Source organism: Sphingomonas sp. 320_CC (assembly GCF_059691795.1).
The window spans coordinates 162,884-177,649 of sequence record NZ_JCAWAE010000005.1; the positions used below are offsets into that span (position 1 = coordinate 162,884).

Sequence of the window (14,766 nt, forward strand, 5' to 3'; positions counted from 1 at the left end):
CTCACGGTTCGGTTACCTCTTCATAACAGCCAGCGCGCCTCAGCTGGCGGACAATCCCGTTGAACGCCGCGGTCACGCCCTGTGCCCTGCCGATCTCGTTCTCTTGGGCTGCGGCATCCCAGTAGAGTTCGAGTGGCCAGCGTTCCGGGCAGTGTGGCAGCAGGCAGCGCAGCGCCAACCGGATCTCGACGACATCGACGCGAGCGTCCGAGCAGCGCGCAACGCCGCCCCGCAAGATATGCACTGATAGCGCGATGACAACGCGTTGATGGCGGACGAGCGTGGCCATCAGTGGAAGTCGTGAGATTTGAACTTCACGACAGCTTCCGGATCCATCCCGTCCGCATGGGGCGGCCAGTAGGAATTGCGAGGGGCAGGGCTCCAGCCCTTGTCCCCGCGGTCGGGGGAGCCGGCATGCTTCGCGCCGTCACCGCGGCCGGTCCGGTGCGGGAACGACATCTCGCCGACCCGGTGCAGCAGATCGCCGTGGTCGATGATCCGGTCGCAGATGACGTGGATGACCTCGCCCTCCTTCTGCACCCTGCCCTTCATGCCGATCATCGACGCGGACATGACGGTACGGCGTTGGCGCTCGAACCGATCGGGCCAAAGGATGCCGTTGGCGATTCCCGTCTCGTCTTCGATCGTGATGAACAGAACGCCTTTGGCAGACCCCGGCTTCTGGCGAACGAGAATGATGCCGGCGACCTCGACATGGCGTCCATCGCGGATGGTGGCCAGGTCCGCGCATTTGGTTACGCCACGCCTGGCCAGCTCATCGCGGACGAAGGTCAGCGGATGCGCGCGCAGCGAGAGTTGCAGCGCGCGGTAGTCCTCAATCACCTCACGACCGTCGGTCAGTGGCCGCAGTTCGACATCAGGCTCAATCCCTTCCGCGCTGACGGCCTGGTCGGCGCGGTCGGCCGCGGCGAACAGCGGCAACGGCGCTTCGCCGAGCCCCCTCACCTTCCACAAGCCCTGCCGACGATCGGCACCGAAGCTATGAAAGGCATCGCCATCGGCGAGCTTCTCGATCGCCGCGCGCTGGACGCTCGATCGCCGCCACACATCTTCCACGCTTTCGAACGCGGTCAGCTCGCGCGCGCCGACGATCTTCGCGCCGTCCGCGTTGGACAGGCCGCGGATCTGCCGGAGCCCCAGCCGTACGGCGAGGTACCGCCCGCCATACGGCTCCAGCGTGCAGTCCCAGCGGCTTGCGTTGACGCAAGGGGGGCGAACCACGACGCCGTGTTCGCGCGCATCGCGGACAATCTGCGCGGGCGCGTAGAAGCCCATCGGCTGCGCATTCATCAGTGCCGCGCAGAACACGTCGGGATGATGATGCTTCATCCACGACGATGCGTAGGAGATCTTGGCGAACGAGGCGGCGTGGCTCTCGGGGAAGCCGTAAGACCCGAACCCCTCGAGCTGGCGGAAGGTGCGTTCGGCAAATTCACGCGGATAACCGCGCTCGACCATGCCCCCGATCAGCTTTTCGCTGAAGTGCGACACGCCACCTGTAAACTTGAACGTCGCCATCGCGCGGCGCAGCTGATCGGCTTCGGCCGGCGTGAACCCGGCGCCGACGATCGCGACCTTCATCGCCTGTTCCTGGAACAGGGGCACCCCGAGCGTCTTTTCCAGCACCGCGCGCAGCTCGGGCCGTGGGTATTCCGGCTTCTCCAGCCCTTCGCGCCGGCGCAGATACGGGTGGACCATGTCGCCTTGGATCGGTCCCGGTCGCACGATCGCCACCTGAATGACGAGGTCGTAGAAACGTCGCGGCTTCATCCGCGGCAGCATCGACATCTGCGCGCGGCTTTCGATCTGGAACGTACCGAGCGTATCGGCCTTCGAGATCATTGCGTAGACGTCGGGATCGTCGTCCTGCAGATCGGCCAGGCCGACGCGCAGCCCCTTGTCCGCCTCGAGCATGTTAAAGGCGCGGTTCATGCAGCCGAGCATGCCGAGACCCAGCACGTCGACCTTCATGAACTTCAGCGCATCGATGTCGTCCTTGTCCCATTCGATGATCTGCCGGTCTTCCATCGCGGCGGGTTCGATCGGGACCAGATCGTCGAGACGGTCATGGGTGAGGACGAAGCCACCTGGATGCTGGCTCATATGGCGCGGTACGCCGATCAGCTTGCGGGCCAGCTCGAGCGTCAGGCGCAGGCGACGATCGCCGATGTCGAGGTTCAGCTCGTTGACCTGCTTTTCGCCGACGCCTTCGGCCGACCAGCCCCACACTTGCCCTGCCAATGACGAGGTCAGATCCTCGGGCAAGCCGAGCGCCTTGCCGACATCGCGCACCGCGCCCCGCGCCCGGTAGCGTGTGACGACCGCGGTCAACGCCGAGTGGTTGCGGCCATAGGTTTCGTAGATCCACTGGATGATCTCTTCGCGGCGTTCATGCTCGAAATCGACGTCGATATCGGGCGGCTCGCGGCGCTCACCACTGACGAACCGCTCGAACAGCAACTCGTGCTTGATCGGGTCGATCGAGGTGACGCCTAGCACGAAGCAGACGCAGGAATTGGCAGCCGAACCGCGCCCCTGGCACAGGATGCCGCGCCGGCGCGCCTCGCGGACGATCGCGTAGACGGTCAGGAAATACGGCGCATAGCCGAGCTCGCCGATCAGCCGCATCTCGTGCGCGATCTGCTCGGTATAGGCAGCCGGCACCGCGCCGTTGAACAGGGCGTCGACCGCGCCTTCCGTCAGCTTCTGCAGAGCCTCTTGTGCGGTCAGCCCGTCGATCAGCCGCTCGTGGGGGTATTGATAGGCCAGCTCGCCCAGATCGAAGGTACATAGGCGGGCGATATCGACGCTGGCACGCAGCGCATCGGGATACGCCTTGAACCGCCGGACCATCTCGTCGGGGGATTTGAGCGCCCGATCGGCGTTGACCTCGCGCCGGTAGCCGAGTTCGTCGACAGTGCATTTCTCGCGCACGGCCGTCACCACGTCTTGTAGCAGCCTTGCTTCGGGCGCGTGGTAGAGGACATCCCCCGTCACCACCGCACGAACGCCAGCGCCGCCCGCCTGCCGCGCCAGCGCGTCGATCCGGACGGCATCGTCCGGTCGGCGCCGCTGAAACAATGCCATATACCCGCGACGACCATAGACCGTCTTCAAGTCGGCGAGCGCTGCCAGATTCGCTTCGTCCGGCTCAACCGGCAGCAGGATGGCGATCATGCCCTCCGACCAGGGTTCGAGGTCATGCCAGTGGAGGAGGCATCCCCCCTTCCCCGCCCGCTTCTTGCCCACTGTCAGCAAACGCGTCAGCCGCGACCAGGCGGGGCGGTTGGTCGGGTACAGCAGCAACTGCCGGCCGCAGGATAGATTAACGCGCGTGCCTGCGATCGAGCGAACGCCCGTCGCCTTCTGCGCTTCCCATGCGCGCACCACCCCTGCGACGGTGCCGATGTCGCTGACGCCGATCGAGGGATAGCTGAGCAGCGCTGCAGCCGCGAACAGCTCCTCGGGACTCGATGCGCCGCGCAGCAGTGAGAAGTGCGTGAGGACCTGGAGTTCGACATAGTCCGTCATGCGAACACGCCGTGCATCCACCAGCTCAGATCGCCGGTGTCGTCGACGAAGCCGTCGCCACGCCGGAATACCCAGTAGCGACCACCGGTCTCGTCCTCGACGCGGTAATAGTCGCGCACCGCCCATACTTCTGCGTCGCGGCGCCACCACTCACCGTGGATCCGCTCGGGGCCGTCGCCCGCAACGACCTTGTGCGGCCTGCCGCGCCACTCGAACCGTCTGGGCGGCTGATCGGGCATCAGCGCTATGACACCCCAAAGCGGTTCGGGTCTGGCCAGCAGGCGCGTTGGTCGTCGCCATTTCGGCCAGCCCGAGGGCGCTACCACCGGGTCGGCGCGCACGACGGCGCGCTCGGGCACGTGGCTTTCAACAGGGGCGATCCGGAACACGGCATCAGCGCCGATGCGGCCGGCAACGACGTCGACGAGACGGGCCGGATCACGCACGAGAACCTCACCGGCGAGAACCGCGCCGAGATCGACCGCGTCGAGGGGCTCGGTGTGCGGCGCCGCCAGATAGAATTGCTCGAGCCCCAGACCTGGATCGATCCGCTCGATCCTGAGCTTCATGAGCCGCAACAGGTGCGAGACCTCGCGCGTCGGGCGTGAGGTGCCGACGGCCACGACCTGCTCGGTGCCATCGACGCGTAGGCCACCGAGCCGCAGCGATCGTACGCCAAGCCCTTTCGCGCGCAGCAGTTCGGCCATGTCGCCGAGGAGATCCTCCATGACCTGCGCAATCGCGTCTGCGGTGACGATCGGTTCGAGCAATCGGCGCTCGACGACCGGCATGACCTCGTCGGTGCGCGGCGTGATGGGTTCGGCGACCGCGCCGAGTGCCTGATCGAGCCGCGTGATTGCGGCCAGCCCGAGCCGGCGTGCCAAAGGCCCGCGGGCAACTGGCAGGAGATCGGCGACGCGTTCGAAGCCGAACTTGCGGGCAGCAACGAGCGCGGTGCCTGCTAGGCGCAAGGCGGCGACCGGTAGGCCGCTGAGCGCGTCGACCGTCCGCCCTGTGGGCACGATCGCGATGTCGGCAGGCCCGAACCGGGCAATAGCGTGTGCCGCGCCCGGTGTGTCTGCAACCGCCACGCGGGCCGTGAACCCGGCACGCTGGCAAAACGCGCGCAGACGCCGGCAGAACCGTTCTTCCCCGCCATGGAGATGCGCGCAGCCGGTCACGTCGAGCCACAGCCCGTCGGGCGGTGTGGCTGCGGCGATCGGCGACCAGCGTCGCACTGCACGCAGCGCGAGCTGATCCAGTAACACGGCATCCGCCTCGGTCTCGGACGGTCGGATGTCGAGATCGGACACCAGCGCACGCGCATGGGTCGCGGCCATCCCGATCGTGATCCCTAACGCGGCAGCGCCATCGCAGGCGGCAACCACCTCTTCGCGCCGGCCGACCTTGCCCACCAGCGCGAGCGGCGCCCTGTGAAACGCGGCAACGGTCGCCGCGACCCTGTCGTGACTGTCCACTGGCGCTGGTCCGTGAAACGGATGGTTCGCCGCTTCCGATCGTCGGCCAAGTTCACGCATGGGTGGTTTCGCATGCGCGGGCAGCGCTGCGATCTCACCTTCCACATCCTGCCTGGTTGGCATGTCGACACGAGCCCACCGCGCACCCGGTCGCCATCCGCCACTCCGCGGCACCGAACAGGCACCGGGATCGTCGTCGACGGGAAGCTGAAGCGCTGGCCGCTCAGGCGACCGCGTAGCGTGCCGGTCCAGCCGTCTCAGCCGTTCGATGGCCAAGTGCGGCAGGAACAGCGAGACAACCCGTCTCATCGCAGCCCTCCAAAATCATCGAAAATGCTTCGCCGCCACGCTGCCGTGCGACCTGTACCTGCCACCGCGATCGGCCAACGCCGGCAACACCGAGGCGCTCGGACGACGCACTGGCGATCCGCCAGCGCGTCCAGGCCGCGGACGGTTCGGCGAGCGGATCCTGGTCGCGATTACGTCGGCGCCGCAGGATGAGAACAGGAATGTCGGCGTCGGCCGCGACGAGTTGCAGGCGCCGGGTCGCCACCATCGACATCCGGCTAACCTCTGCGATCACTGCCGACGGCGTTCCATCGCGCACCGCGTCCTCGACGACGGCAAGCAAGGCTGCATCGTCACGGGGTTGTGCATGGATCAGGTCGGCAGGCGACAGCCCCGCCTGCTCGAGGCCCGGTGCATAGAGATCGTTGCGGCAGCTCACCCACAGCACCGGTCCGCCGGTATGGGCTGCCTCTCGCGCGGCAATGCCCGCCAGGAACAGCGTTGCTGCGGCATCGTCGACCATCGAACAACTTTGTGCAGCGACCTCATGCAGCGCGCCGGCGCGAAGGCCCCTGCCTGCGAGGCGATCGTCGAGCGCAGGGATACCGAACGGCATGATGCGGTGATCCACCACCGGCGTCGCGATTGTCCGCAGGTGGGCAATGGTGGTCGGCAGGGACTCGAAGGCGGTGATCATGATGTCTAGACTCTACATGTTCCCTTTATGTTCCGTTACCAGAACCGTTTGGTCAAGCGTCAGACTCGAGACTTATGTGGATAAGGTTCTGCCTGCGAATGCTGCCAAGCGCGTTTGGCTATGCGCCGCGGGTCGTCGCAACGCGACGATGCAAAGCAGCGGCAGCTTCGTCGACAAGCTCCAGCGTTGGTGCGGGCTAGGCAAAAGTTTAGATGCCGAAGGCACAACCTTCATAGCAGACCGAACGGATCGGCGTTGAATTCGCACATCCCTCGTGTATCCAGACACCACCATAAGAGGGTTTGACCATGAAGAAGATTTTCGCCGTCGCTGTCGCTACTGGCCTATTGTCGCTTGGAGCATGCAACAGCAGCCCCCGCGAGCAAGCTGCTGATAACGTTGAGTCGAACACCGAGGCCGTTGCTGACAACCTTGAGGACGCTGCCGACAACACGGGCAACGCTGCAGCGGAAGCAGTCCTCGAGAACAAGGCTGACGCAGTGCGCGCGACCGGCCAGAACCAGGCTGATGACATGCGTACCAATGATCCAGATACCAATCTTTCGAATGGCATCTAAGGCGCTAAGCGCTTAGGGCTACCGCCAGGTTGCTCCCAAGCGGCTTATCTATTGAGGGCATTCGGGGCGACCTGGATGCCCTTTTTGCGTCGCATACAAGTTCGTTGCGCATCTGTCACATTGGCAAAACCAAGGGATACTCGTCGTTGAGCACCCCTCGGCTTGCGCGCGGCGTCAGGACTTTAGCGATTTTGCCATGTTGAGGTGTGCGGCGACCGTCGGTGCTAGACCAGACGCGAACGTCTTCAGCTCGGGCACATCACCGGTTGCTGCATAACCCTTCAGCGTATCGAGGGTCTGCTGGTGCCCCGCGACCTGGGCCGCTGCGTACGCGGTGTCGAAATCAGCGCCCTGCTTCGTCTTCAGATCAGCAAGCTTCTGCTGCTGCTCGGCATTAAGCGCCGGGTTGGGCGCCAAAGCTGGCGACAGCGTCGCGGTCAGGGCCTTCAGCTTCGCAGTCGAACCCTCATGTGCGGTGATCATCTGGCCAGCGAACTTCTTCACCGCAGCGGATGCGCCGTTAGTCACAGCAAGCTTCGAGGTCTCGATCTCGAACGCATCGCTTGCAGCCGCCATGTTGACGAAGGCCTGTCCACCTGAGGCGGGTGCTGCCATCGCATCATTGGAACCAGCTGCGTTCACTTCCATGGCGGTCGTGTTGGCATAGGTGCTGTTATCGACGGCAGTCGCATCTTCCGCCTTCTTGCCGCATGCGGCCAATGACAGGGCCGCTACCGACACCAGTGCTAGGGTCTTGATGTTCATTATGCTCTCCATCTGCTCGCATATTACCGCTATCTGCCCAACGCGTGCCCCCTGAGGACCGTTCCGCACGAGTAACGAGCTCCGGACCGATCCTGAAGCGAGTTCGTTCTAGCCGTCTGCCGGTACAGCTGCCGGCCTTATCGGGACACGGTTATGAGCATCTTCAGCACGATCATGAACAAGGTTTTTCACCACAAAGCCGCACCAGCCGCTGCACCGGCTCAAGCTCCCGCCGCTGCGCCGCAGGCTGCACCGCAAGCTGCGCCGACCGCTACCGCCCAGCCCGCCCCCGCAGCGTCCCAGCAGTCCGTCGATGTCGGTGCGGTCCTCAGCGAGATGGCATCGATGAAAGATGGCGGCGGCAACTACCAGAGTTCGATCGTCGATCTTTTGAAGCTGCTGGACCTGGATTCCAGTCTGACCGCTCGCAAGGAACTTGCTGCCGAGCTGAATGTCCATGCAGCAGCCGACGGCTCGGCCGAGCAGAACATTGCCCTTCATAAGGCAGTGATGCAGAAGCTTGCCGATAACGGCGGTATCGTTCCCGACAGCCTGCGCAACTAACGCGCCCGATCCGGAGGGGACCGCGCCCTATGCGGCCCCCTCCTGCCTTAGACTGCTGGCTTAACCGTCTTTCAATCTAGCGAGCTGGACTAGCGTTCGGAGGCGTCCCAGCGGCGGTTCCCTGCGCCGCCTGTGCTGGCAGTGTCTGACTACCACGCGGTGGTCCATTCGGCTCTTTCTGAAAGCCACGCATGGCGAGCGCGCAGATCGTGACGACGAGTGCCACGATCATAACGAAAATGACAATTGCCACAGGACCGGCTCGCTTGTTTCCTCGTCTTCGCATCACATGCGCTCCCCAGTCATGCCATCGATGTAGTCGCCGTGCCGTAGCCCATGTGGCGACGGGATGTTCCTTGACCCCAAGTCCACCGGTTTGATCGAACAGGACGGTCTTATGTCCGGACGGCTCTATCGCCGCTCGCCGAAGACCGAACCAAGAATGCCCCCAAGTCCGCCGCCAAGACCGCCCCCGGGCGCAGCGCCTGCGACTCCAGCGCCACCCAGGCTGCCAAGTACAGATCCAAGGATCCCGCCAAGGCCACCTTGCTGCCCGCCCGAGCGCCCTGTCAGATGGCCGGCCACCAGCATGACCAGGATCGGCAGCATCTGCTTCAGAAGCTCGGGCGCCAGGCCGCTGCTCTGCGCCGCGTTGTCGGCTACCTCACGACTGCCGTCCTTCGACCCGAAGATACCGCCGAGGATCTGATTACCGCGATCGATCTGCGTCGGCTCGTTGCCTAACACGTTCGAAGCAAGGTCTGCGCCGCCAAGCGTGTTCACATGGGCGTCTAACTGCGTCGTGTTATTCCCCATGCCGCCCAGAACCGACGGCAGCAGCGCCTCTGCGCCGCGCTGAGCTTGCTCACGCGGTATGCCTAGTTGGGCGGCGAGTGCATCGATGCCACCATCTGGGAGGAGGTCATTAAGATTCATGGCAGCTTCCTTGTTGTGACGGGTACCAACAGATGCTGCGACCTATAGGTCCGGTCCCCTTCGATCGCGCTTGGACCATGGATCGGTAGGCATGCGCTGTCTGCGCAATGTTAGTCAGGAAGTTCGGGCGTATCTGAACCAACGGGTCGGCCGGAGAGCCAACTAAGCCCTCCCCCGATAGCAAGCAGACCTGCCCCCATAAGCGCCTTGTCACGGCGTCGAAGAAGAACAAGCCCGCCGGTAACGATGACGGAAGGCACCATGCCAGCTTTGCCAAGGCCAGTTATGCGTGCTGCACGCGCGGCGATGCGTCCGGTAGCGTATTCATGCAAAGGTGAAGGCGTAGACGGTGCGGCTCGTGATACCGCCTTGTCTCCACTCGAGGACTGCGGTTCTGGTCCCTCCTGCGGCGCTATCTCCGGTCCGGAAGCTACCGTATCGGCTGCGTACGCTCCGCGATCACCAAGCGATTTAGTAGGCCCCCTGGTCGTGTCTTGCGTGGTCTGTCGTTCCAGCTCGCAATTGAACTCCGCGCCGAGCAATAGAATGTAGGCGGACAAGTAGAGCCAGGTCAGCACGCCGAAAATAGAGTAGCAGGTCGGTAGCTCCTGCGCCCGTCTACGGGTTCTTCCCAGCCACGGCGTTGACCCAACATGTTTGGGAAGACGCTGGCTTTGGGGTTCGCGTCTTCCCGGCTGAAGCCGAGGAATGCTCATGGTTACAATCGCTATCGTCGCCCTGATCTGTGCGGCGCTGTTCACCGGCGCGGCCGGATACATCACGCTGGTCGAGCATCCGGCACGGCTAAAGCTAGCGGATGGCCCCCTGCTCGCGCAATGGAAGCCCAGCTACGACAGGGCGCTTCCGATCCAGTCCGGCCTAGCCATTGCCGGAGGGGTCACCGGCATGGGTGCCTGTTATCTATCGGGCAATCTATTCTGGGCGTTCGGGAGCCTCGTACTGCTCGCAAACTGGCCGTTCACCCTACTTGCGATCATGCCGACCAACAAGCGGCTCAAGGTAATCCGGCCCGAAGAAGCCGGACCGGCGAGCCGTGTGCTGTTGGTGTCATGGGGAAAGCTGCACACCGTTAGGAGCGTGCTGGGAGTAGTGTCGACGGTCACATTTGGATTAGCCCTTGGCATAACGGCATAACGCGGCTGTCCCGACAAACCATCGATTTCGAGAACGCCGATGCTTTCTTGATTGCCGTTCATTCGTCGCGACGTAAACGACATAGGCGCTTATGAATTTTCCTTTTAGGAATGGCAGCACTTCGGCCGCCGTGATCGATCAGGTAGCGGGAAAGTCGCCAAGGCACTCCGCGCTATAACCCTGCGCTGTTCCTGCAGTCCGTGATGCTAGCGTTGGATTTTTGCCGCCGCGCCATGTCGGGACGCGACGATCAGGAGCAGGGCGTCAGCTAAGGTTCTTCATGAGTGCAGCGTGCGACGGCAACGTATGGGCTATGAACGGCAGGATGGCCGCACCGATCGCGACGGCGTCCTCGTCATGACTGGCTCGTTGGATCAAAGCCATGTTCGGGACCGCGCTTCCGAGCGCGGCGATGTTACGGTTCAGTTCGAGTATGAGGCTGTCCAGCAGGCACGACGGCAGTCGCGCGCCGATGAAGATCGCGGTCGGGTTGAGGAGGGCGTTCACCGTCATGATGGGGAGCGTGAGAGTCTTTGCCGCCTCTAAGGACCAAGCGCGGACGACCGGGTTGTGGCGTTCGACGTCTGCACGAAGTTCCGCCACGCTACCCGAATACCCCGCTTTCTCCAGCCTGAGTCTAAGTTCAGACAAAGACACGCAGTCCTGGACGGTCGGCCCTGCGGGATGGTTGAAGTCCGCAGGAAGCAGTCCGAGTTCACCTGCTCGCCCGTTTCCGCCGCGCACATACTCGTTGTCCACGACGACAGCACCGCCCAGTCCGGCGCTGATCAACACGTAGAAGAAGTCGGTGAATTGCCGTCCGTTGCCGAACTGCGCTTCCCCGATCGCCGCCGCTGCGGCGTCGTTGTCGCGGAGGACGGGCAGGCCCAGTCCATCTTGAAGTAGGAGTGAGACGTTCGTCGTTGCCCAGACGCCGTATGCCTCGGGCATCTTCGGCAGCGCGATCGTTCCAATATCGTCAGGTATCGCAAGACCGATGCCGATGAAGCGTTCTCGGTCCAGCTTCAATGCGTCAGTCGTCTCGGCGTACCACTCCTGAACGAAGTCGACGACCATTTCGGGGCTAGGAAAATCGACCTCCTTGACGGATCGCGCGCGAACGCCTCCCGCGAGGTCGAGGATCACAACGGCGACATGATCCCGATCGATGTTGACCCCTAGCGAAAAGCAGCCGTCGGGATCGATCGCGAGCCGCGAAGCGGGGCTACCTCTGGGGCCTTTGATGCGGGCGGTCTCGTGGATGAGACCCTCGTCGATGAGACGACGGGTGATGTTGGCTATGGTGGGAAACGTGAGGCCGGTCGCCGCGGCGAGTTCGGAACGCGAAACCTCGCCTCCTGCGACACGGATGGCCTGCAGGACCACCCGCTGGTTGAAGTCGCTGACGCGGACAAGATTGCTGCCAGACAGGCCAACGGTCAGCCGAGGCTGCCGGTCGTTGCCACGCATGCCGTCGTCCTTGGACACCGTCGCCACCATCTTGCCGTTACCGCTATCATTCATCCCCTCCATATTGCATCAAATACGGCTGGTGACGCGAACAAAAATATGGCCGCAGCGAAATGTCGCTGCGGCCTGAGTGAACCCCGTGAGTGGCTGGTCAAGGGGAGGAGAACCAGCCTAGGGTATCGCGTGAAGCTCAGTTGCGGATGCGGACGCCAAACGTCACTCGTCGTTCGAAGATGCTCGAGCCATACCAGAAGTTCTTGAACTGGGCGTATTGCTCCTCGTTCTCCTTGGTCAGGTTCGACCCTTGCACGAACATCGTGAACTTCGGTGTCACGTCATAGCTCGCGGACGCGTCCAGATAGCCTGTCGCGCGGTTCCAGACGGCCAGATTGTCATCGGCCGCAGCGACGAACCCACCGAAGCGCTTACTGCGATAGTTGTAGGCCACACGGCCCTGCACTGGGCCCTTCTGATAGAACAGCACTGCGTTGGCCTGATGCTTCGAGTTGTCCGGAACGGGCAGCGACTTGCCGAAGAGATCGACGTTGGAACTGCCGCTGTCGGAGTAGGTGTAGTTCAGCTGTCCGCCGAAGCCGCTGAGCACACCAGGCAGCCAATCGAAGACGGTCTGAAAACCGACTTCGACACCCTTGATGGAGCCGCCCTTACCGTTGACCGGTCGCGTGACCGGGCCACCCTCCCGGACAACGCCATCGGCGTCAGGCTGCGCCTCTATCAGGGTGTTCGTCTGCAGGAAACTTTCAACGTCGAACCAGAAGGCGGCAACAGATAGAAGGCTGCTCTGATTGAAATACCATTCGTAGGAGACGTTGTAGTTGGCCGATCGCGGCAGCTCGAGATTGGGGTTACCTGCCGATCCGGAACTGTAGCGCTGTAGGCTTGGATTAAGCGCCACCCCTTGATAGGTCCGCGTTCCATTCACTGCGTACGATGATGCCAGACCACGACCGAACTGGGAAAGGTCGAGCTGTCCTAGCGTCTTGGCATAAGCGAAGCGCAGATACATGTCCTGGCGCACGTGCAGGCTAAGGTTTGCGTCCGGCAGGAAGTCGTCACTATCATTGTTTGACTTTGACGTCCCGGTCGCGATTGCAACGCCGTTGAACGATTGATCCCCAATAAACTGATTACCAGTTGGGAAGGAGTAAATACCAAGCTTAGTCTTCACGTATCGTACGCCAGCGTTGCCAGTAAAATCGAGTGAACCTACCGATCCATCGAAGTTGGCTTCGGCGTACGCGCTAATCTGGCGTTGGGTAACGCGGTAGCTGTTCTGCGGATCAAGGTATGCTTTCGTGCCTGGGAAAAGCAGTGCGTTGTACGCGTTCACGTCGTTAAGTGCGTTGGGTGAAATAGCTGGGAGGTTGGGAATGCCGCTAATTGGTCCAAAGCCGCCCGCCGACGTTACCAGCCCCGGCAGATCGTTGAACTTGCGAATCGGCACTACGCTGTAGCCCAACGTATCGACAACGAGGGGATCCCTGTAGAAGTACAGATGGCCGGCCGGACCAATAGGCGACAGATATCGGAATGCGTTGTTGCCGGCGTCGCGATTGCCGTACCTGCCGCCGATGCGGATGTTTTTGAGCGGACCCAGGTCGGTATCGTATTGCGCGTCTGCGCGGTAGACGTCGAGCGTAGCGTTCTGCTTCGACGCTTGCGACCAAGTGGAGGTCAGGGAGTAGTTGGCTGGGTTCGTCACGTCCGTGAGGAAGTTGACCGACGGTTCCGATCCGCGCCAATCCACCGTAGCGCGAACCGCGGCCAGGCCGCCTGGGTTGGCATAGCTGCAGTTGGCGGGGATCGTGGCTCCGGCGCAGCTGGTAGGAAGCGAACGGGGAACAACGCCTGCTCTGGTGGCCCAAGAATCGATGTCGGTCTGGGTCGAGTTGTTACGCGAATCCCCATGGACGTAGCGCAGCGTCGCGCTGAATGGTCCGTCGTTCTTGAAGCGAGCTTCAAGGTTCGTATTGAGCGATCGAGCCTTGTTGTACGCGTTCAGCGTATGAACCTGAAACCGCGACAAGTTCAGGTCGGCGAACTGGACGACGCCATTGCTATCGATGATCGACGACGGGAGGTAGCTGTCGTTCGAGAAGTTCCCGTGCAGCACAGCCGTGTTGCCCGAGTTCCTGTTGCGGAACCGAGTGTAGGCGACGTCGCCGATGAGCTGGATGGAATCTGTTACGTCGTACTGCACCGAAGCGTTCGCCCCGATGCGCTCGCGCTGCGTCTGCCCATTGTCGAACTCAAGAGCGACGGGGTTATAGAAGTAGTCCTTGTCGGCGAGCTTCGTGCTGTTCGTGATGTCGCCGTCCTTACGGACGTCGAAGCCGGCCTGGGCATCGGTGGTCTTCAGGATGCCGTTGGTCACGCGCGGGTTCTTGTTGCTCAGGATCTCATGATCATACGAGCCGGCAAGAAGAAAGCCGATGCGGCTGCCGTTGTATGCGACCAGGGCAGAGGCGTTCTGGCTCCAGTCCTTGGTAATATTCCCGTACGTGTCCTGCACCGAGCCCGTCGCCGTCAGACCCTTATGGAGATCGAAGGGCCGGCGGGTCTTCAGTGCGATGATGCCCGAGTTGCCGCCGGTGAGGTCTGCGGCCGTTGGAGACTTGATGACGTCGACACCCGCGAACAGCGTCGACGGGATGTCCGTCAGGTTAGGCTGCGCCCCGGTGATGTTGGATGCGCCAAGGAACTGCTCGCCGTTCAGCGTCGTCAGGACGTTGGCCAGGCCTCGGATGTTGACGGATGCCCCCTGTCCGGCGGACCGCGTGATCTGCACGCCGGTGACGCGTTGAAGTGAATCCGCAATGGTGACGTCGGGCAGCTTGCCGATGTCTTCGGCGGCGATCGAGTCGATGATCTGCGACGCCTCGCGCTTGACGTTGATAGCCTTCTGCTGCGCCCCACGGACGCCTGTCACGACGATGTCCTGCTCGTTGGCGCCGTCCTGAACTGGTGGCGTTGCCGCATCCGGGGCCGCTGCTGCCGGACCGTCCGACGTGGTCTGCTGCGCCGTCGCGGACTGTGCGCCTAGAAGCGCTACAACGGAGCTAGCCGTAAATAGAACCGATCGGAGTGCTGTGAGTTTACGCATTGCCTTCATCCCCTCATCCTGACCGGGAGGGAACTCGAACGTGCACGGCGCTTCGGCGCAGTGTCATGTTCCCTCCCCCACTCGGCTCTTTCCAAGCCCTCTTGGTCTTGCCTGAAAAGCAGCTTTCATTTGCGTTTGCAATACTTATTCAATTTGATT

The 14,766-nt window shown here is 62.7% G+C and carries 11 protein-coding genes; 3 read left to right on the forward strand and 8 right to left on the reverse strand.

All coding sequences use genetic code 11. From position 1 onward, the window contains the following. Window position 1 precedes the first annotated feature (1 nt). From AC59GX_RS18985 to AC59GX_RS19000, 4 genes are all read right to left on the reverse strand, one after another. Window positions 2-289, reverse strand: a complete 288-nt coding sequence (locus AC59GX_RS18985; RefSeq protein ID WP_497302267.1) for a hypothetical protein — start codon at window positions 287-289, stop codon at window positions 2-4. Next, complete coding sequence (locus AC59GX_RS18990) at window positions 289-3,552, reverse strand: error-prone DNA polymerase (RefSeq protein ID WP_497302268.1); 3,264 nt, start codon at window positions 3,550-3,552, stop codon at window positions 289-291. The genes AC59GX_RS18985 and AC59GX_RS18990 overlap by 1 nt, the downstream gene beginning before the upstream one ends. Next, a complete protein-coding gene (locus AC59GX_RS18995; RefSeq protein ID WP_497302269.1) occupies window positions 3,549-5,090 on the reverse strand; it encodes a Y-family DNA polymerase in 1,542 nt (513 codons plus the stop codon). The genes AC59GX_RS18990 and AC59GX_RS18995 overlap by 4 nt, the downstream gene beginning before the upstream one ends. Before the next feature lie 163 nt (window positions 5,091-5,253). Then, window positions 5,254-6,015 (reverse strand): ImuA family protein, encoded by a 762-nt coding sequence (locus AC59GX_RS19000; protein WP_497302270.1) that lies wholly within the window; start codon window positions 6,013-6,015, stop codon window positions 5,254-5,256. A gap of 308 nt (window positions 6,016-6,323) precedes the next feature. Here AC59GX_RS19000 and AC59GX_RS19005 point away from each other — a divergent pair, with 308 nt between their 5' ends. After that, complete coding sequence (locus AC59GX_RS19005) at window positions 6,324-6,593, forward strand: hypothetical protein (protein ID WP_497302271.1); 270 nt, start codon at window positions 6,324-6,326, stop codon at window positions 6,591-6,593. Between the two features lie 174 nt (window positions 6,594-6,767). Here the strand turns inward: AC59GX_RS19005 and AC59GX_RS19010 are convergent, their stop codons facing one another. Next, complete coding sequence (locus AC59GX_RS19010) at window positions 6,768-7,358, reverse strand: DUF4142 domain-containing protein (protein ID WP_497302272.1); 591 nt, start codon at window positions 7,356-7,358, stop codon at window positions 6,768-6,770. 153 nt (window positions 7,359-7,511) lie between these two features. Here AC59GX_RS19010 and AC59GX_RS19015 point away from each other — a divergent pair, with 153 nt between their 5' ends. Beyond that, the gene (locus AC59GX_RS19015) at window positions 7,512-7,922 is read left to right on the forward strand and encodes a DUF3597 family protein (protein ID WP_333962140.1); all 411 of its coding nucleotides are present in this window, start codon (window positions 7,512-7,514) and stop codon (window positions 7,920-7,922) included. A 411-nt stretch (window positions 7,923-8,333) separates the two neighbouring features. Here AC59GX_RS19015 and AC59GX_RS19020 read toward each other — a convergent pair whose 3' ends face one another. Then, window positions 8,334-8,858, reverse strand: a complete 525-nt coding sequence (locus AC59GX_RS19020; RefSeq protein WP_489033665.1) for a DUF937 domain-containing protein — start codon at window positions 8,856-8,858, stop codon at window positions 8,334-8,336. A 714-nt stretch (window positions 8,859-9,572) separates the two neighbouring features. Here AC59GX_RS19020 and AC59GX_RS19025 point away from each other — a divergent pair. Next, window positions 9,573-10,013 (forward strand): anthrone oxygenase family protein, encoded by a 441-nt coding sequence (locus tag AC59GX_RS19025; protein ID WP_497302273.1) that lies wholly within the window; start codon window positions 9,573-9,575, stop codon window positions 10,011-10,013. 264 nt (window positions 10,014-10,277) lie between these two features. On the opposite strand, the gene AC59GX_RS19030 is transcribed toward AC59GX_RS19025, so the two are convergent. Then, window positions 10,278-11,546, reverse strand: coding sequence for an ROK family transcriptional regulator (locus AC59GX_RS19030; protein WP_497302274.1), 1,269 nt, complete (start codon window positions 11,544-11,546; stop codon window positions 10,278-10,280). 127 nt (window positions 11,547-11,673) lie between these two features. Continuing rightward, entirely contained in the window at window positions 11,674-14,607 is a 2,934-nt protein-coding gene (locus AC59GX_RS19035) for a TonB-dependent receptor (RefSeq protein ID WP_497302275.1), read from the reverse strand. Window positions 14,608-14,766 lie beyond the last annotated feature (159 nt).